The sequence below is a fragment of the Paenibacillus sp. J23TS9 genome (assembly GCF_018403225.1).
Classification (GTDB): Bacteria; Bacillota; Bacilli; order Paenibacillales; family Paenibacillaceae; genus Paenibacillus_AQ.
This window is the reverse complement of the sequence record NZ_BOSG01000006.1, coordinates 305,425-324,792: the sequence shown is the minus strand read 5'-3', so window position 1 is coordinate 324,792 and position 19,368 is coordinate 305,425. Positions and strand designations below refer to the sequence as shown.

General features: G+C 40.0%; 17 protein-coding genes. 14 read left to right on the top strand and 3 right to left on the bottom strand.

Annotated features, from left to right (window positions below; all coding sequences use genetic code 11):
* The first annotated feature begins 31 nt into the window (after positions 1-31).
* From KJS65_RS27195 to KJS65_RS27180, 4 genes are all read left to right on the top strand, one after another.
* The gene (locus tag KJS65_RS27195; protein ID WP_213652949.1) at positions 32-1,438 is read left to right on the top strand and encodes an MBOAT family O-acyltransferase; all 1,407 of its coding nucleotides are present in this window, start codon (positions 32-34) and stop codon (positions 1,436-1,438) included.
* A gap of 5 nt (positions 1,439-1,443) precedes the next feature.
* A complete protein-coding gene (locus KJS65_RS27190) occupies positions 1,444-2,601 on the top strand; it encodes a DHHW family protein (protein WP_306432996.1) in 1,158 nt (385 codons plus the stop codon).
* 19 nt (positions 2,602-2,620) lie between these two features.
* On the top strand, positions 2,621-3,112 hold the full coding sequence (locus tag KJS65_RS27185; protein WP_213652947.1) for a DUF4358 domain-containing protein: 492 nt from the start codon (positions 2,621-2,623) through the stop codon (positions 3,110-3,112).
* A 960-nt stretch (positions 3,113-4,072) separates the two neighbouring features.
* Positions 4,073-5,956: a hypothetical protein gene (locus KJS65_RS27180; RefSeq protein ID WP_213652946.1), complete on the top strand. Its 1,884-nt coding sequence runs from the start codon at positions 4,073-4,075 to the stop codon at positions 5,954-5,956.
* Positions 5,957-6,395: 439 nt separating this feature from the next.
* On the opposite strand, the gene KJS65_RS27175 is transcribed toward KJS65_RS27180, so the two are convergent.
* Positions 6,396-7,238, bottom strand: coding sequence for a TIR domain-containing protein (locus KJS65_RS27175; RefSeq protein WP_213652945.1), 843 nt, complete (start codon positions 7,236-7,238; stop codon positions 6,396-6,398).
* Between the two features lie 259 nt (positions 7,239-7,497).
* Between KJS65_RS27175 and KJS65_RS27170 the strand changes: the two genes are divergently transcribed.
* The 4 genes from KJS65_RS27170 to KJS65_RS27160 are packed head-to-tail and all read left to right on the top strand — an operon-like array spanning position 7,498 to position 10,238.
* Entirely contained in the window at positions 7,498-7,734 is a 237-nt protein-coding gene (locus KJS65_RS27170) for a hypothetical protein (RefSeq protein ID WP_213652944.1), read from the top strand.
* Entirely contained in the window at positions 7,718-8,314 is a 597-nt protein-coding gene (locus tag KJS65_RS27165) for a hypothetical protein (protein WP_213652943.1), read from the top strand. Before KJS65_RS27170 ends, KJS65_RS27165 begins: the two co-directional genes overlap by 17 nt.
* Complete coding sequence (locus KJS65_RS30315) at positions 8,287-8,541, top strand: ABC-three component system middle component 6 (protein ID WP_374706225.1); 255 nt, start codon at positions 8,287-8,289, stop codon at positions 8,539-8,541. The genes KJS65_RS27165 and KJS65_RS30315 overlap by 28 nt, the downstream gene beginning before the upstream one ends.
* Positions 8,532-10,238 (top strand): DUF2326 domain-containing protein, encoded by a 1,707-nt coding sequence (locus KJS65_RS27160; RefSeq protein ID WP_213652942.1) that lies wholly within the window; start codon positions 8,532-8,534, stop codon positions 10,236-10,238. The genes KJS65_RS30315 and KJS65_RS27160 overlap by 10 nt, the downstream gene beginning before the upstream one ends.
* A 463-nt stretch (positions 10,239-10,701) precedes the next feature.
* Here the strand turns inward: KJS65_RS27160 and KJS65_RS27155 are convergent, their stop codons facing one another.
* Positions 10,702-11,046, bottom strand: a complete 345-nt coding sequence (locus KJS65_RS27155; RefSeq protein WP_213652941.1) for a hypothetical protein — start codon at positions 11,044-11,046, stop codon at positions 10,702-10,704.
* A gap of 280 nt (positions 11,047-11,326) precedes the next feature.
* Positions 11,327-13,237, bottom strand: a complete 1,911-nt coding sequence (locus KJS65_RS27150) for a BglG family transcription antiterminator (RefSeq protein WP_213652940.1) — start codon at positions 13,235-13,237, stop codon at positions 11,327-11,329.
* Positions 13,238-13,488: 251 nt separating this feature from the next.
* Between KJS65_RS27150 and KJS65_RS27145 the strand changes: the two genes are divergently transcribed.
* The 6 genes from KJS65_RS27145 to ptsP all read left to right on the top strand — a co-directional run bounded on the left by KJS65_RS27145 (position 13,489) and on the right by ptsP (position 18,898).
* Positions 13,489-13,806, top strand: coding sequence for a PTS sugar transporter subunit IIB (locus KJS65_RS27145; RefSeq protein ID WP_213652939.1), 318 nt, complete (start codon positions 13,489-13,491; stop codon positions 13,804-13,806).
* A 2-nt stretch (positions 13,807-13,808) separates the two neighbouring features.
* Positions 13,809-14,129: a PTS sugar transporter subunit IIA gene (locus KJS65_RS27140; protein WP_244864885.1), complete on the top strand. Its 321-nt coding sequence runs from the start codon at positions 13,809-13,811 to the stop codon at positions 14,127-14,129.
* 12 nt (positions 14,130-14,141) lie between these two features.
* Positions 14,142-15,389 (top strand): PTS sugar transporter subunit IIC, encoded by a 1,248-nt coding sequence (locus KJS65_RS27135; protein WP_213652938.1) that lies wholly within the window; start codon positions 14,142-14,144, stop codon positions 15,387-15,389.
* Positions 15,390-15,394: 5 nt separating this feature from the next.
* Complete coding sequence (locus tag KJS65_RS27130) at positions 15,395-16,846, top strand: glycoside hydrolase family 1 protein (RefSeq protein ID WP_213652937.1); 1,452 nt, start codon at positions 15,395-15,397, stop codon at positions 16,844-16,846.
* A gap of 74 nt (positions 16,847-16,920) precedes the next feature.
* The gene (locus KJS65_RS27125; RefSeq protein WP_213652936.1) at positions 16,921-17,193 is read left to right on the top strand and encodes an HPr family phosphocarrier protein; all 273 of its coding nucleotides are present in this window, start codon (positions 16,921-16,923) and stop codon (positions 17,191-17,193) included.
* A complete protein-coding gene (gene ptsP, locus KJS65_RS27120) occupies positions 17,186-18,898 on the top strand; it encodes a phosphoenolpyruvate--protein phosphotransferase (RefSeq protein WP_213652935.1) in 1,713 nt (570 codons plus the stop codon). The genes KJS65_RS27125 and ptsP overlap by 8 nt, the downstream gene beginning before the upstream one ends.
* The last annotated feature ends 470 nt before the right edge of the window (positions 18,899-19,368 follow it).

Genomic DNA, 19,368 nt, shown 5'->3' with positions numbered 1-19,368 from the left:
CAACTAGGTCAAGAACTGGAGGTGACGGGGATTGGTCTTTAGCAGCCTTATATTTCTATTTCTCTTTTTGCCGGTCACAATTCTGATCTACTATATATCGCCCATGAGGATTAGAAATGCCATTCTGCTCGTCGCAAGCCTGATCTTCTATGCATGGGGCGAGCCTGTCTATATTTTCATCATGATCTTCTCGACGGTATTCGACTATGTGAACGGGATCCTGATCGAAAAATACAGGCACCGTAAGGCGATTGCACGGGGAGTTTTGATCATATCCATGATTGGAAGCCTGGGAATTCTGGGCTTCTTTAAATACGCGGGTTTCGTCTTCGACAATATTAATTCGTTATTTAACCTGCACTTGCAGGCAGCAGATCTTCCGCTTCCGGTGGGAATATCCTTCTACACGTTCCAAACGATGTCTTATGTAATCGACGTTTATCGGGGGAAGGTGACTGTTCAGAAGAACCTAATCTCCTTCGGCGCCTACGTGACGATGTTCCCGCAGCTTATAGCGGGACCGATCGTTAAATACGCAGATATTGCGGGGCAGCTTGTTAACCGCAAAGTGACGTTGGACCGTTTTGGCGAAGGGGCGGAACTGTTTATCAGAGGACTTGCTAAAAAAGTGCTGCTTGCCAACAATATCGGTTTGCTGTGGGCAAGCGTCAAAGCGGTGCCTGCGGGGGAGCTGTCGGTTCTTTCCGCATGGCTCGGCATTGTCGCCTTCACGTTTCAAATCTACTTCGATTTTAGCGGGTATTCGGATATGGCGCGTGGGTTAGGTAAAATGATCGGATTCGAATTTATGGAGAACTTCAACTATCCTTATATTTCCAAGAGTATTACGGAATTTTGGCGGAGGTGGCATATTTCGCTCGGTGCCTGGTTCCGTGAGTATATCTACATCCCGCTCGGTGGGAACCGAGTTGGTATGCTGAAACAGTTGAGAAACTTGGCGGTTGTATGGTTTATAACCGGATTGTGGCATGGAGCGAGCTGGAATTTTATCATTTGGGGCTTATATTTCGGTCTTTTTGTCACGATCGAAAAGCTATTTCTCTTGAAATGGTTTCAGCGTTTACCAGCGTTTATGAGCCATGTCTACACCTTAATTATCGTGATCATCGGCTGGGTATTTTTTGAATTTGAACATCTGCCTGCAGCCATGACATTCATCGGAACGATGTTTGGCGCTGGAGCAAATGGGTTCGTGGACAACCGGTCGCTCTACGATCTGTCGACGAACGCCCTGCTGCTGCTGATTTTGGTGGTTTGTGCCACGCCGTTTCCCAGTAAAGCGCTGACCAACATCAGAACCAGGTTCGCCCGATTTGGATCGATTGCCGCTTCCGCCATCTACTTCATCTTTATGGTGGCGTCAACAGCTTACCTGGTCAATGAAACGTATAATCCGTTCTTATACTTTCGTTTTTAATGGAGGTGATTGATTTGAAGAAGTACGACCAGGTATATTATCGCGCACTCGCCATTTTACTGCTGATGTTTACCGGAGCGGTATTGGTTATCAACTTTCTGACCCCGAGTAAAGTATTTTCCGAATCAGAGAACCGAATGCTGCAGCAGCTCCCGAAATTCTCGCTTGAAACATTAGGATCAGGCAAGTTTACTTCAGAATTCGAATCGTATATATCGGATCAGTTTATGGAGAGGGACTTTTGGATTGGACTAAAATCCGGTGCGGACCAAGGAATGGGAAAAAAAGAGAGCAATGGGGTTTACATCGGCAAGGACGGGTACCTGATTCAAAAATTTTCTCCTCCCGAAAAAGGAGATTTGGAAGACAAGGTGAAAGCTGTTCAAGCATTTGATAAGGCTACGCCTGGTCTACGTAAATATATGATGTTGGTGCCGACGGCCGCTGCAGTGCTTCAGGATAAATTGCCGCCTTATGCTTCCGGTGGTGATGAGATGGTCTATTGGGAAAAGATAAAGGATTCTCTTCCCGGAGACATTCGATGTATCGATGTTTCCCCCGCTCTAGAGGCGAACAAGGAGCAACCGATCTATTACAAAACAGACCATCACTGGACGACCAAAGGTGCTTTCCTTGCCTATCGGGAAATGGGCGCGCCACTGGGTTTCACACCCAAGAACGAAGATGATTTCAACATTCGTCAAGTCACCAGTCAGTTCTATGGATCTTTGTATTCGAAAAGCGGGTTTAGGCACTTACAGCCGGATTCTATTGAGCTTTATTATCCAAGAACACCGGGGACCATTTCCGTGGATTATGTAGACGAACAGCAAAGTGCGGATTCGATGTACGTCATGGTAAATCTCACCAAGAAGGATAAATACACTGTATTTTTCAATGGGAATCATGGCGTGATCCGAATAACAACTGACAATACGGAAGGGAGAAGGCTGCTTATTGTCAAAGATTCGTATGCAAACAGCTTGATCCCTTTTTTAACATCGCATTTTAGCGAAATTGATGTGATAGACCTCAGATATTATGAGGGGGATGTACTGAAACTTACGGAAGATCGGCAAATCCACGACATGTTGATTTTGTATAATATTACTACTTTTTTGGAAGATCCATCAATTAAATCATTAGCGGATTCCGTGGAATAATGCAAAAAGGAGGTCAGTAATGATGCTTACTGGAAAGAAGATTAAATACTTGTTTGTCCTGTCTGCCGTCATGATCTTATGTGATATTTTGATCGGGTGTTCTGGCAAGAACGAAGACACCAAGGACGTTCCTGTCCATAAAATTGAGGAACGCATCAAGCAAGTGGCTTCTATGGAAGATATGGAAAAAGGGGATATGAACAGGCTTAAGAAGCTGTATCATCTCGATGCAGATGAAGTTCAGGATTTTGTGCTGTATACGGCAGAATCGAACGTGGAAGCAAATGAACTGGCCGTGATCAAAGTGAAACAAGAGAATCAAGCGGAAAGCGTTAAGGAAAAAATCATGAAAAGAATCGAGGCTCAAGAGGTCAAGTTGAAAGACTACCGTCCCGAGCAATTTTACCTCGTCGAAAAGCATGTATTAAAGGTCAAAGGTCGATATATTTTGTTTACGGTCTCCAAGGATGCCGAGAAAATCGAAAGTGCGTTTGACAAAGCCTTTAAATAACAGGAGATTGTCCGCTCCTCTATTTAGGGCGGTATTGGGAGCTAAAGGGACCGCATTGTTTATTTGCAGAAGTTCGGATGGGCAACACAACAGCAGTAAGTGGCTGATCACTACTATGATCAAGCCGCTTACTGTTTTGTTTAAAAAATTGAATGTACGCTTGAAGCTTTGTCTTTCGATTTAAGATAACAATAGGTTTATTCTAAAATCATGTCAAAACTGAGACATATGGAATTGTACGAGGCTGTTCCGGGAGTGAATGGCAGTTAGCGAGATTGCACGGCCGCGGAACAGCATTTGCACCGAGACTTGGGGGACATACAATCTAATCGGTACTGGATGAGGCTTTAGAGCGTTGCGCCATGAAATTAACCAGAAGCTCTAAGAGTGCAAATTCAGACCTATTAAGGGATGAAATATACGATCTGAAAAATTTGGTTGTCCGAAATGTTCAGGACCAGACAAGTTACCCTCTGTTTGTGGATCGTATAAACCGCAGAGCCCATTAATTTTGCTTTGTGGGTGGTTTCAGTTTTGCTGGCAGCTGCGTTCCGATAACGGAAACGATAATTCAATCTGAAGGAATCAGTTCATCGCGGAAGCTGTTCCCTATCTGCATTGAAGTAACCGGCAACTTAGTTCATGATCATTCACGGTGAACCGTATCACAAATAGTGGTAAAGCAAAAGTGCGAGTTGAAGATTGAAGCGAAGATGCTAAACCTGCCAATGGGAGTGTAAACATGCAATAACATGTGGAGTGAAGTGTAATGTTGGTGCTGAAATAATTAGGATTCAAATATCAAATTTAAAGATAGCGCCTGTTTGAACTGACGGGTGCTTTCTTATTTTCTGAGAAGGGATTTGTTGGAAAATGTCGAATTGATTAACTACCTGAGATGTTGTCACTTGTATTTATGAGCAAATACAATCTAATGTTGAATATGGAGGGAGAGGGAAAATGAATCAAAAGTTCGTACTGACTAAATGCAAAGAAATTATAAGTAAGATCGATGTTGTTCGATCAGCACCTACTGTAAATAATATTAGTAAGATAATGGTAGGTCCTTTGTTAAATAGGGTGAAAAAGATTGAGGAAATTTGTTCAATTGAGAATTATAATCTTTGTTTTATTGGAAAAGTGGGTATTGGAAAATCTACAGCAATTTCAAATTTATTAGGGTTTGTTAATAAGGAGAAATTAAGAATAGGTGAATCATTATCTGAGATTCCTATTTTAAAAACAGGCACAGGAAGAACGACTTTATGTGAAACAGAAATTGTTTTTTTTGATGATGAGAAAATGAATGTTGAAGTAGAGATTATAGGGATTGGCGAAGATGAGTTGCACGAACTAGTGGATGCTTATTGTCGGAAAGTTATTAAGCAGGAAGCTAATGTCGAGTGTTCAATTGAAGTTCAACGGGCCATCGAAAATCTATCTAAATTTCCTACAAGTGAAGATAAGTATAAGATATATATAGAACAAAACAGTACACTACCATTAGATGAAAATAAGCAATTGTATGAACTAGCCTCCGAAGCAATAAAACAAAAAATTAATTATTCTTCCCGTACTAAAAATAGAATAACTTATTCTAATGAAGAGGATATAAATAGTTGGCTAAAGAAGACCATAGCAGGAATTAATGATTGTACTATTGAGGGTTTCCCATATCCAATGAAAATAATTGTATATATAAGAAAAAGTGATTGGAATATTAAAGTTCCAGATCAAATTCGCAAAGTAATTGATACTCGTGGAATTGATGGCGATGCAGTACGTAGCGATATCATCGCAATATGTGAAGATAAACATAATATCTGCATCATTTGTGATGATATCGATGAATATGGGAATCGTGTTTCGCAAGGCTTCCTCAAAAATGTATTTGTTCTTCAAAATCAAGATTTAAAGTATCGGAATTTTGTATTAGGTTTAGAGCGTGGAAGTGAATTGTTCGATGTCAATGGTGCTAATGGGAGAGAAACAGGTAAAGATAACAAAAAGAGAGAAGCCCTTAGTAATTGGCAGGCTATTTCTTTGGATAGTAATAATATGCTTTTCTACAACTCGTATTTCGGAATAGAAGCTGGGAAAAAAATATATGAAGTAAATTTAGCCGAATATGAAACTGAGCAAGTGACTTTTTGGAAAACAATAGAATATAAAATAAATGAGATGTATATAAAATATGATGAAGAGCTGTCTGGAATTAACAAACAGTTGGATATACTAGCATCCAACAGTCTTGAAGATAAACATAAAGAGAAATTGATACGGATCAAGGAAGAAATGTATAGTCATTTATATATTTTGACAGATCACTATGAAGATCTTATTGCAAAAATAAAAGAAGATATAATAAACACTAAATCAGCAGGCTACATTCGTGGCTCTGTAAATAGACATGGAGATTATTGGAATTTCAGTGTTTATGATCAGTCAATGCAAATTGCAAATGAGGAATATGCAACTGCTTTGGAGAACAGTGATGTGAAATTAACTTCTTTTTCATTAGCATTATTTGATGCAAATGATCGTTTGGAAAGTGCTGTTCAAAATGCTTTAGAATATGAAATTAATGAAGCTTACGAGCATTTTAGAAAAGAGAATCGTGAACACTATAAAAAATCCATGATAAATAAACTTTTAAGCGATGTTAAGTGGGATGAATTGAAAAAAATATGGGGTAATAATAACTCGGGTTATAAGTATACAGATTTAATTGCCATAGAGATTTCAAACCGGATTAAGTATCTCGATATTGTTCCAGACATAAGAAAGGGATACAATGCAAAGAAATTTTTGGAGCGATTAATTAACTTTCTTGATTTTAACTAATTGTTGACCAAAAAACCAAGAGGATAATTAATACGTATAAGCTGATGGGAGCATGAATCCGCTACGATAAATACTAATTCGCGTTCACCAGATAGAAAATTGTATCACGTAAAGTTGTAAAGCAGAAAATATAGAGTTAGGTTTGACGCATCAGTGTTTTCAGAAACTAATGAAAACGGTGAGGGCAATTAGCTCTCGCCGTTTGTGCGTTACGATGATTGATACAGTTCGCCGTTTGACTCGTTGTGGTGAACCTTATCACAAATAGTGGGGAAACGGAGAGTAGAGGTAATGGTCACATTAAAACAATGAGCCAAAGCCTTTATAGTCTTGGTTCAAAACTAGTGGTGGGCTACTGTCATATAAGGACTGTAGCCTTTTTTAATATTTTTGTGAATGAGCATTAATTTCTTGGAATGCTGCAGGTAGATAATTGCACTTATAACACAAGATTCATATCAACAGTATAACCAGAATTTCTTAATTCCTTAGCTACTGCAATATGCCATGCTCTGTGCGCATCTAGAGCGATATACACAACACCTGAAATATCATTCGGAGTTTCAACTTTATCCTTAACTAGTGCACACACATTGTTTCTTCCGATTTTACCCATTAAAAATCCATGCTCAAACACAACATTTTGTCTAGCACGTGGTTGAAAATCTTTGCTATTGCGTTGCCCACCAAGATCACATGGTGTATATAGAACTATTCCGAATCCCACATTTGAATAAGTTTCAATTTTTTCTATTATGGTTTTGCCGGAACTAGCTTGTTCATGGAGAATAATTGGGTCAAAGCCGAGCTTTTCGATAAATCGTGCAACTTCTGTTTTAGCCAAATCATCGTGTCCATGTACAATAAATACTTTGGTTTTATCCACTTCCGTTACCTCTTTAGTTATAGTGTCTTGAACAACTCCAGTATCAATTAAGTTTCTTCCTTCAGAAAATATTTCTTTAGTAATATCTCGGGTGTACTTATCATAGTTAACTATATCTTCGGGGGAGACATACATAATTAGTCCAGGTTCCATGTTATCATTTTCGTATTGCGAATGTACTCGTACTGACTGCTGAGTGGTTTTTACTACAATTCTTACTATACTATCCGTTTTCAGAAAATATCCGTCAAATTGAAAATCATCTTTCTTTAAATATGGAAGAATTATTTCACTTAATATGCTTTCTTTATTTGTTTTATCTAATTCATAAATACTTCTACTACTTGTCGTTTTACCGGACTTCTCTGTCACTTCTATTAGAACTTGGTAATACATTGCAATCCTCCCATTATGACCAATATGCATTAATATTAACAGAATTATTTGCTTATAAGGAAGAAGTATTTGGACTTAGTATATATATTAATTATATCTAGATATCTATGGTTTTTTTTCATTATGGGTAATAAGAGGTAACACGTAAGAGTATAAAGCCTTATTTTTAAATGATTCGTCAAAAGTATGGTATGGTGATCTTTATACTTTTGATATACAATAATAGGAAGGTAAATGATGGAAATAGGAGGATGCATAAGTGGAAGTGACAATATTGATTCTTACTATTATTGCTACAAGTGCAACAGTGATATCTACTGTTATTGCAGTTCGAGCTAAAAATGAAGCTAGAAATACTTTAAATGAAATTAAAGCTGAAAAGAATAGAAACCTATCTAATTCAGGAAGCGTAAATGTCAGTAATTCTGGGAGAAATTCCGGAGTGATAAGTGGCATCAATACAGGAGAGGTACGCGGAAATGTTGAACACCCATGAAATGAATCTAGATAATAGTGGTACTAATGAAGGGATTATGGTAGGAACGAACTCAGGAACAATAAATTACCTAGTAAAAGAGCCTGTGAAGATTTCTTCAATGATTTCATCAGTGGTTAAAATATTGAGCTCTACTTGTATAGAAGATGAGGATTCCGATGTCTCTTTAGACATTGATACCTTTAGACCGGATAAAAAAATAGAGCATAATTGCGTAATTAAATACAAAGAAATTGTTCAAGAACATGCTATTTATTACACGCATTCTGACGATATTCTTAATGTTTTTGATGATAGTAACATAGGTAGCAAAGGCAAGATTTTACGTTGCGTTAGAAACTGGTATTTGGAGAGCAAAGGACAATTGCTTTTAGAGTGCCAGCGGAACCACGATTCAGAAATTGACACAATTAGAAGGAATGCTGACTTTTTAATCGAAAGTGTTATTCTTAAAATAAAACAAAGCATTTTTGATTCTAATGATGTTAGTGAAATAAGTATGGAAGAAATTGAGATAGGAATTACTTGTTTTGTTTGTTATTGTTTTATGAAATGCAAAATATTGGAGAAGCCGACATGATAATTAATTCTGATAGAAAACCGATGCTGTCTTTATACTATCTAGGTAGTGAGGTTCTTAAAATTTTGTTTGAGAATAACAATGAACAGATCGAGAATATTTTTGAGTTACTCAAAAAATCTGTAGGGGAAGACATACATATTGATTTTTATTACTATGCCTTAGATTGGTTGTATATTTTATCAATTATTAAAATGGAAAATGGGAGGGTATCTTTATGCGCATAGATAGGCTTACTGTAAAAAAAACAGTGCCCTCCATTGAAATTATACGCAATGTTAAGTTTAATCCAAAGGGACTAAGTCTTATTGTTGATAGCACTACCGATGTTTCAAGTGAAAGTGGCAATAACGTTGGAAAAACGACAGTTATAAAAATAATTGATCTTTGTTTAGGAGCGAGATCAGTACGTGAGCTGTATTATGATCCAGATACTAGAAGTGAAAATGAAGAGATAAAAAATTTTTTATTGGATTATAAGGTACAAGCTGAGCTAATTTTGATTGATAAAGATAATAAAAAGGTTTCTATTCGTCGAGATTTATTTCCGAGGGGTAAAAGGCACATTGGAAATGAACCTTTTACAGAAGATAATTTTAATTCTGAATTAAAAGAAATAATTTTTAAGTCTAAAGAAAAACACCCCTCTTTCAGACAACTTATGTCAAAGTTTATAAGAGTATCAAATACCTCATCTGAAAGCATGATAAAATTTTTACCTGGCGTAATAACAAATGATACATATGATGCGGTATACAGTTATCTATTTCAAATATTAGGAAATGAATTGGTAAGTAAAAAAAATGATCTTTCTACTCAATTAGCAGATTGTCAAAAAGCAATAGGTATGTTGGAAAAACATGAAAGTATTAGTTCAATTAGTGTTTTGAAGCAGAAGAAAGAAATTATTGAGAAGGATTTGCTTGAATATTACGCCAAAAGAAGTAAAGTGTCATACATTGAAACATATAAGGAAGAGTTGGATAAAAAAAGAAATTTAACTTCCAAAATTATTGAACTGGAGGAACAAATTCAGTTTTTGGATTTTGAAATAAATACAATAAATGATAGCATTAAAAAACTATCAGGTGAAAAAAGTAATATTAACATCTCAATACTAGGGAGAATTTATAAAGAAGCAGAGACTTACTTGCCTGATTTACAGAAAAAATTTGAAGATCTTGTGGGTTTTCATAATGAAATGATTCAGAATCGGATTGATTTTATTGCTCAACAACTTAGTGCAAAACAAAAACAGCTAGAAATTCATGCAGGAGAACTTGATCTTTTGCTTGAGCAAAAAAAGAAGATTACTGTTGAAATACTTGATGAAGGTTTATTGGATGAATTAAATGTATTAAACAAAAAAATTGAGGAACTCACTTTAAGGAAAGGAGAAATCCTTCAATCATTAAAGTTGCTTGAAGAACAAGATCGTATTAAAAATGATTTGATTTCAAAGATTCAAGAGATTGAAGCTAAATACGACGAAAATGAAATAGATAATAAAATGAAAATTTTCAATAATATTTTTTCGTCATATTGCGAAAAGCTATACGGAGAAAAATATTTACTAGCATATAATAATAATTGGAAATCGGAAAAAAAATTCCCTATAGCAGTTGCTTCTTTTGGTGGGAATGTTGGAACAGGGAAAAAGAAAGCTGTCATAGTTGCTTTTGATTTAGCTTACATGAAGTATGCTGAAGAGATGCGTATATCTGCTCCACAATTCGTTATACATGATAAGTTAGAAAATACCCATATTAATCAACTAAAAACTATATTTGAACTATGTCAGGATATTAATGGACAATATATAATTCCAATTTTAAGAGAACGAATCGGTAAAGTCGAAATTAAATATGTTGAAGAAGCAAAAGTTCTCGAATTAAGTGCGGATGATAAATTCTTTAAAGTATAGCAACTGAAGAACTATATGACTTTAGAGTAAAATTATTACCAGCGTTAATTCGAATAAATCATGTAGCTAAAGCTTGCGTCATTTATGAGAAAGCTACCTATCTATTTGAAAAAGATAAGGTATTGTTTTGTGCGGGCTTATTCTCTTATGGATATTGATGATAACGAACTTGTTAAATTTTCAAATAACGCAAATGAGTGACAAATTTCACCTGGAAAAGACTGACATGCTACGGAAATCAAGGGCGAGCGAAGCGAGTTTATCTTGACCCTTGAATCCCAATCCAGCCCAAATCCTTTCATATGGTAGTCTTGGCAAAGACCATCTGCTTTTGGCGAGGATGGGGTTTGGGGCAGCGCCCCATTTTTAGTTTTGCTTTATGATCGTTCACGAAAAAGAGCCTCACGTTATGGAAGCTCTTCAACGGCTCAAATCTCACTCATTAAGATAGTAAATGCTGTAATCATAAATGGAAGATATGTGTGCGGCTCCTTTGATAGCAAAGGCTTGTTGGGCACTTTTTATCATATCTTTCTTTTTCATACGATTCGTTTCTCGACTGCTGTAATGTTTTGTTACCTGTAACCGATCGTATATCTGTCCAAGGTTTAGGATGCTGCTTTTCTTCAACCGGATTGATAAAATAAGCGGGCTTAAACACATGCTCAATCATGGTATGTAGCCGAGTAATAGGTTTGCCATACTCTGCTTCCTCCGAAGCATTCCATGTATGGGTAAGTTCCTTGGGATGTAAGTAATGACGGGCATTCTCTATTTTTCTTTCCAGTTCAGCAATCATTAATTGCATAAGGCTATAATCTTCCTCCAACAGTTCACCAAATATATGAAGTAACAGAAGATAAGCTTTGATATCTTCCAATTGACAGTCCAGATAATATATATAATCAAGAATGTCCAAATAGGAAGGCGAGTTATTCAAACGATAACGTTTCATACAAGAGACACGATTAATCCAGAAGTCATCATAGAAACTTATGATTCAGAATCGTGGTCACATGAGCACTTATTTACCTCGATATAAGGAATTTTACTTGCTCAAGAACAGGAGTTGTATCATTCGTGATTCTTTATATCTCATCCATGAGAAGCGTAATTTGATTTAGAAAGTCTTGATAATTCTTTGCTTTGGTTAATTCCTTTATATTTTCCCATTCCGAAAGAATGTTAATAAAGCTTTCAAAGATATGGCTAAATAGCTGTCTTTCCGTTTTATTGATTGCAATCATGGTGATAATTTGAACCTTTTCTTCTCCCCATCTGACGGGCTTTTCGTTGATAATGATGCATGCCCCCGTTCGATTGGCATCCATCGTGATGGAGTGAGGCACGGCCACGTTGTTGTTAAAGGCTGTCGAAGACATTCTCTCCCGTTCCAATACAGACTCGCAATAATCTTCTTTTACGTAGTGCTTTTCCAAAAGCTTTTGGGACATAAACTTAATATAGTCTTCAGCGCTATTTAAATAAATGTTTCTCAGGAACAAATCCTCGTCAAAAAACATCTCAAGATAATTTTTCACGTTTAAAATATTCTTCCGCTCGCTTAATTTAACTATCAGTTTCTGGATTTGCTCGAAATCTTCTGTCGTTATAAACGGATGGACAAATATCGTTGGAATGTGCAGCGATTTCGTAGGAAGCGTCGAAATGATAAATTCGATTTTGTTGGTATGATGCAAATGATCAATTTCCGAAGCGACTTGCATAATCTCGATGACATCTTTGAACTTCGTTTCGATTTTTTGAACGAGATTCAATTGCATACCATAGTAATTCGGGCATACGACAGCACATAAAATTTTGGTCTCAAGTTCTTTTTTTCGCTCAAAAAAGGAGCCGATATGAAAAGAAATAAACGCGATCTCATCTTCAACAATCGAAATATTCTCCAATTTCTGCAATTCATTGGAGATGAAGACGGATATTTCATGGATTAACGGGTAGGTATCTTTAAAACTGTAAGTTAACGGATTTCTTGACCACTGCTTGTTTCTCGCCCTGAATATCAAATTTCGGATATGAAGCGTGAATTTAACGATAAACTCATCTTCGGAAAGGTCGATAAAATAAGATTCTTTCACTTTTTCCAGCAGCGTATAAACCAGATCCATGTAGTGCTTGTCCACAAAATTGGGCAGCGTCTCGGGAGTGAGGCTCTGATAGTTTAACAATGTCGTTTTGCTCGAAAGCAGAAGCATTAAATAATATCTTTCAGCTTCATTAAAAACGATTCCGTACTCGGCACCGATCCTGTCCGCAATATCGATTGCCGCGTTCATCTCCAGATTGCTTTTCACGCTTCTTGCATGAAGCTTGTGTTCAATCGATTGGTTGTTTCTGATCCGGTCCATGGTAATGACCAAGTGTAAGAGGATGCTGTTAATCGTGTATTCATTGATTAGAAGATTATACCTCTCCAGAATACTCGTAACGATACTCTTTAATAGAACGATGTCATACTCCTCGAAAATCTCCTGGACGCTAACCGTACTTAAAAATTGCGGCGAGGCCTCCTGGGTGATGATGTGGCTCATGAGCTTGCGCTTTTCCGATTCCTCTCCCTCCAAAATCAGCATATTGCCTCTGCGCTTCACTTTCATATGAAATGGAAGAATGAGATGATTGGCGCTCATAATATCGCTTTCAATTGTGGATGTGCTGACAAAGATCTTTTCGCTCAAATCAAAAATGTCGAGCCCTTCCGTGTTTACAATGAGCTCCTTCAGCATCATGTTCATTCGTTTGGACGGCGTATCTTGAGTTTGCAGGGAAGCGGTCACATTTCGTTTCTCCTGCATCATTAATTTATATCCATTTGAATTGGATGCAATGATGGGTGTTTCATCGTTGATCGTGCTTACATAATTGCGAATCGTTCTGGTAGACACTTTAAAATAATTGGCTAAGGCGGCAGCAGTGACCCAGTCATTTTGTGCTTCCAGGTAGTTAAGAAAAGCTGTTAATTTAGCACTTTTCACCGGCTAACCCTCCTTATTATTTCTGGATGTATTTTTCATAGTATTAGTATAATGCAGAGCTAAAAATACCCGGAATTTAGAAATTTCCTACCCTTAGGAAATTTTTCTGTGTAACACGGACATTCCTGATAAGAAGAGCTCAAATGAAGCAAAGCGATTCCGGCTTTCCTAGGGGTAGGAAAGTTTCATATTAGTTTGGCTTTTCGGAACATGGCATACTGAACGTGTAAACCAAAGGGAGGTTAACGATCATGACAAAAAAAGTGTTGTTGGTGTGTGGAGCAGGAGCATCATCCGGTTTTATGGCGGCGGCTGCGCGGAAGGCCGTGAAAAAAACAGGTGAAGATATAGAGTTTAAAGCGAAGAGCGAGGCTGAACTTGCAGAGAATTTAAACAGTGTTGATTTGCTGCTCGTAGCACCGCATTTGAAGTACATGATAGAAGACGTTAAAGACGTATGTGAAGCAGCAGGCGTTAAATATGGCATTATCCCGCAAAAAGTATACGGTTCTTTGGATGGTCAAGGATTGGTAAATGTCGCTAAGGATTTTTTGGAGGGAGATAAATAAATATGGAAAAAATCACACTTGAGGAACTCGCCACCATATCCATGAATGTGATTATGCATGCCGGTACCGCTCGCGATTATGTTTTTCAAGCGGTAGACAAAGCATCGGCAGGGGCGTTTGACGAAGCAGATCAGCTGATGAATGAAGCAAACAAAGAAATCGTCATTGCTCATAAAGCTCAAACCAAGACGCTGCAAAAAGAAGCGGACGGTGTTGAATTTCCGTTCTCACCCTTATTCGCCCATGCCCAAGATACGATGATGACTGTGAAATCAGAAATGAACATCATGCGGGAAATGATCAAGTTATACAAGAGACTCTAAGGAGGAGCAAAGATGTTCGATAAGTTGATGTCTTGGATGACCGATGTTTTTGCGCCAAAGGTAAATAAGATTGCAAAGAATCCTTGGGTCACTTCCGTCCAAAGCGCCATTCTAACGGCGATGCCGATGATTTTCATCGGCTCGTTCGCAACGATATTGTCTATTGTTAAAGATTATTGGAAGGGCTTTCCGGACCTTTCGCTGCTTAGCACATTCTCATTCGGACTATTCTCACTGTTTCTTGCGTACCTGATTCCGGAAGCTGTCATGAACAATAAGGGGCACAAAGGCATTTCCAAACAAGCCGGTCTTGCCGGATTAGCATTCTTTCTCATCCTGGTCTTTCCTTCGATTACCGCGGAAGGCCGGATCAGCTTTGATCTCAACACGTTCGGTACAGCTGGCATGATTGCCGCTCTGATTGCGGGGCTGTTTGTAGGTATGATCATGAACATGTTCTCTAAATGGAAAATTATTGGTGAAGACTCTCCGATTCCGGATTTTGTTGCAACGTGGTTCAATACGCTCATTCCCATTACTTTAATATTGTTAATCGGCTGGCTATTCACATTTGAATTAAATATCAATTTGTACGATGTGGTCAATTCCATCTTTTCGCCGCTCATTCATTTGGGGCAAGGTTTCTGGGGATTTGTACTTATCAACTTCCTGGGTTTCGCATTCTTATATACGTTCGGGATTTCGAGTTGGGTATTGTATCCGGTCTCGAGTGCCATTGCATTACCTGCTATTGCCGCGAATCAGGCCAGCTTTGAGGCAGGCAGGGCGGTTACCAGCATTTTCACGAATGAAGCGGGAGCGCTGTTCTTGATCGGTGGCGGCGGTGCGACGATGGCTCTGGTCATCATGCTTTCATTTATGGCTAAATCACAGCGGTTAAAAATGATAGGCAAAGCTTCCCTGATCCCGGCTATTTTCAATATTAATGAACCGGTTGTGTTTGGTGCACCGATTGCTTTCAATCCCATTTTGATGATTCCGATGTGGATCAATGGGATCGTAGGGCCGGTGTTAACCTGGCTTGTCATGAAAATCGGGTTTGTTCCGATTCCGCATAAGCCATTTCAGCTCTGGTACTTGCCTACGGTGATCCAAAGCTGGATTATAACGGAATCCGTTCGTGGCATATTGTTTGTTGTTATTTTGTTTGTTATCAGTTGGCTCATTTATTATCCATTTTTCAAGATCTATGATAAGCAGGCGGTCAAACAAGATATGGAACTGTTAGAGGAGGAATAAATACGATGCGTAAAAATAACTATCCGGCTTTTCCAAAAGACTTTTTATGGGGAGGGGCCATTGCGGCCAGCCAAGCAGATGGTGCATACACGGAAGATGGCAAGCTGCCCAATTCATCCGATGTTCAGCCCTACCTAAAAGGTTTATCCAATATGGAAATTCAGCAGTTGGAGATGCAGGGGATGACGTTGGAACAGGTGAAAAATAACCTGGTGGATACGGCACACTACTTTCCAAAACGCTTCGGCATTGATTTCTATCACACGTTTGAAAGCGATTTAGAGCTGCTTGCGGAAATGGGCTTTACAACATTTAGAACTTCCATTGATTGGTCGAGAGTGTTCCCTAAGGGGGATGAGAAGGAGCCTAACGAGGCAGCCTTAATGCATTATGACAAGATGATCAATAAAATGAAATCGCTCGGCATTGAGCCCATCATCACCATGCTGCATTATGAGACTCCAATACACATCACATTGGAATATGGCGGATGGAAAAATAAAGCTGTGATCGATATGTTTGAACGTTACGGCAACGTGCTGCTGGACCGTTTTGGAGATCGGGTGAAGTATTGGATCGTCATTAATCAAATCAATATGATACAAATCGAACCGTTTTTATCTCTCGGCATATGCAGCGATCAATATGATTCGACGGAAGAAGCGTTATATCAAGCCGTTCATAATCAAATGGTGGCCTCGGCTAAAATTCAAAAGCATGCCAAAACACTGAGTTATGATCTGCAGATTGGGACGATGGTTGCTGACGGCACGGTGTATCCTAATTCCTGCAAGCCCGATGATGTAGTGCTCGCGATGCAGCATAATCGTATGCAGTACCTTTTTACAGATGTTCAACTTCTGGGGGAGTATCCGAAATTTGCGCTGAATTACTTCCGGGAAAATCATTATGATTTGCAGATGACGGAAGAGGAATTGCAGCTGTTGAAAGAGAATACCATGGATCACTTGGCGATTTCATACTACTTCTCGCAAATGGTGAATTCCGCAAAAAATGTGAATAAACCCGATTCTACCAGTGTAAACCCCCATTTAGAAGCGAATCCATGGGGCTGGAATGTTGACCCGCAAGGATTATATAATGCACTCTCCCAATATTGGGATCGCTATCAAAAGCCGATTATCATAGCTGAAAATGGATTCGGGATGTATGACAAGCTTGAAGACGGCTCCGTTCATGATGATTATCGGATATCCTATCTGGGAAGTCATATTGAGCAGGTAGGACGTGCCATTTATGATGGCGCTGACGTCATTGCCTATTGTGCCTGGGGACCCATCGATATTATTAGTTGTTCTTCGCAGCAAATGTCCAAGCGGTACGGTTTTATATACGTCGATCTCGATGATGAAGGCAATGGAACCGGAGAACGTATCCGAAAAGATAGTTTTTATTGGTATAAGCAGGTTATTGCCTCCAACGGGTCAGAAGTTTAAATGTTCATTCCATCGTAAACTCTTCTTAAATAAACACCTAGATATAATGAGTAATCATAGGAGTGTGAAATTCCATGCAAAAAACCTATAAAATCACCAATGAAGACGGTATTCACGCACGCCCGGCTACAGCACTGGTAAACACCGCAAGCAAGTTCAAATCAGAGGTATTCGCAGAAGCAAACAACCGCAAAGTTACGATGAAATCCATCCTTGGTGTTCTTTCCTTCGGTTTGGAACCCGGAGATCTTGTCACTTTCATTGCGGAAGGAGAAGATGCGTCCGATGTGCTTGAGGCACTCGACGAAATTTTCGCCAAGGAAAGCATAGGAATCGCTCATGCTTAACATCAAGGGAATAGCAGCGGCAGGAGGCTATGCCATCGCCAAAGCGTTGGTACTTGAAAATACGGAGCTTAGCGTAGAGAAGCGTACCGTTCAAGATGGAGATATGGAGGTAACCAGATTCCGGGAGGCTCTGGCTCTGTCCATCGCAGACGTGGAGAAGCTGAAGCAGCGCACGCTGGAGCAGCTTGGAGTTGAGAAGGCGGAGATTTTTGAAGCTCACCTGTTGGTGCTGAACGATCCGGAGCTGCTGGGTCCGATCGAAGACAAAATCCAAAAGGAAGGCATCAACGCTGAATACGCCTTGCATGAAATATCCGCTGGATTCATCTCCATGTTTGAAAATATGAAGAGCCCTTACCTGCGGGAACGAGCATCAGACATGAAGGACGTGTCGAAGCGGATACTTTCCCATCTCCTCAACGCCAAAGTATTGGATCTGGCAGCGATCCATGAGGAGGTCATTCTAGTCGCCGAGGATTTGACACCTTCGGAAACAGCACAGTTTAATCGTAACTTTGTCAAAGGCTTCGCCACGAACGTCGGCGGCAGAACCTCCCATTCAGCCATCATGGCCCGTTCACTGGAGATTCCGGCTGTTGTAGGCACGAAGGAAGTTCTGGAGCAGGTGAAGGACGGGGATCTGCTCATTTTGGACGGAATGAAGGGGACCGTACTGCTGAATCCTGATGACACAACCGTGGCTGAATATCGCCTCAAACAAGAGCAGTATGAAGCCCAAAGGGCAGAATGGGCTAAGCTTCGGCATGTGCCTACCGTTACGAAGGACGGGAAACACGTCGAGCTGGCGGCTAATATTGGAACCCCTGCGGACGTGGCAAACGTTCTGTTGAACGGAGGAGAAGCCGTAGGGTTGTTTAGGACGGAATTTCTGTATATGGGCCGGGACAGCATGCCTTCGGAGAAGGAACAGTTTACGGCCTACAGGGCTGTCCTCGAGCGGATGGAGGGCAAACCCGTCGTTGTTCGTACCCTGGATATTGGCGGAGATAAGGAGCTACCGTATTTGGAACTGCCGAAGGAAATGAACCCGTTCCTGGGCTTCCGTGCCATCCGCCTCTGTCTGGAGCGTCAGGACATCTTCCGTACGCAGCTGCGCGCACTCCTTCGAGCCAGTGTCTACGGCAACCTTCGGATCATGTTTCCGATGATCGCTACGCTCGACGAATTCCGTCAAGCCAAGACGATTCTGTTGGAGGAGAAAACGAAGCTTACGGCCGAGGGTATTCCGGTTTCCGGCGAGATCCAGCTGGGCATCATGGTGGAAATCCCGTCTACCGCGGTTTTATCAGACCTTTTCGCCAAGGAAGTAGACTTCTTCAGCATCGGGACTAACGATCTGATTCAATATACGATGGCCTCGGACCGCATGAACGAGCGAGTCTCCTATCTGTACCAGCCGTATAACCCGTCCATCCTTCGTCTTGTGAAAATGGTCATCGACGCTGCACATGCGGAGGGCAAATGGGTGGGCATGTGCGGCGAGATGGCCGGGGATGCCACCGCGATCCCGCTGCTTGTCGGTTTGGGGCTGGACGAGTTCAGCATGAGCGCCAGTTCCATTCTTCCGGCTCGCAGCCAAATCTCCAAGCTGTCAGCGGAAGAGATGCGCATGCTCGCAGCGAAAGCGTTAGGCTGCGGCACGGCGGAAGAAGTGGTCACACTCGTTCGACGAGTGGATATATAAAGCCAACGATTCGATTAGGGCATGATCAGCGGGCGTTCCCTTGCGGGACATGCTACTGGTCATGCCTTTTTCTTTTACGGCTTCCTGAGCAAAGCGCCAGTATGTCATTTATTTGCGTTACATTTATAATCCATGACTTCGTAAAATTCTGATGCAGCAAATAGCCGTAAAATTTGATTTTGGTCACAGTTTTCTTGAAATCCAAAACCCTATCGTTCCACTGGCAGCGATGAGATCAGGGGTTCGATCCCCCTAGGCTCCATAACTAAAAAGACCGTCAAACACGAATTTGAGTGATTGACGGTTTTTTGTTTTGCTAATAAGTATCGGTTTACTGCCTGGCCACGCACTTGATTAAAGTTAACTTTAAATTTTAGAATGGCACAAGTGAATCAAGGAAGGTGGGAACTTGGATTTAATGCTTCGCATGAGTCAGGTTTTAAGCCCTACTTCAATTAGGGCTTTTTTCA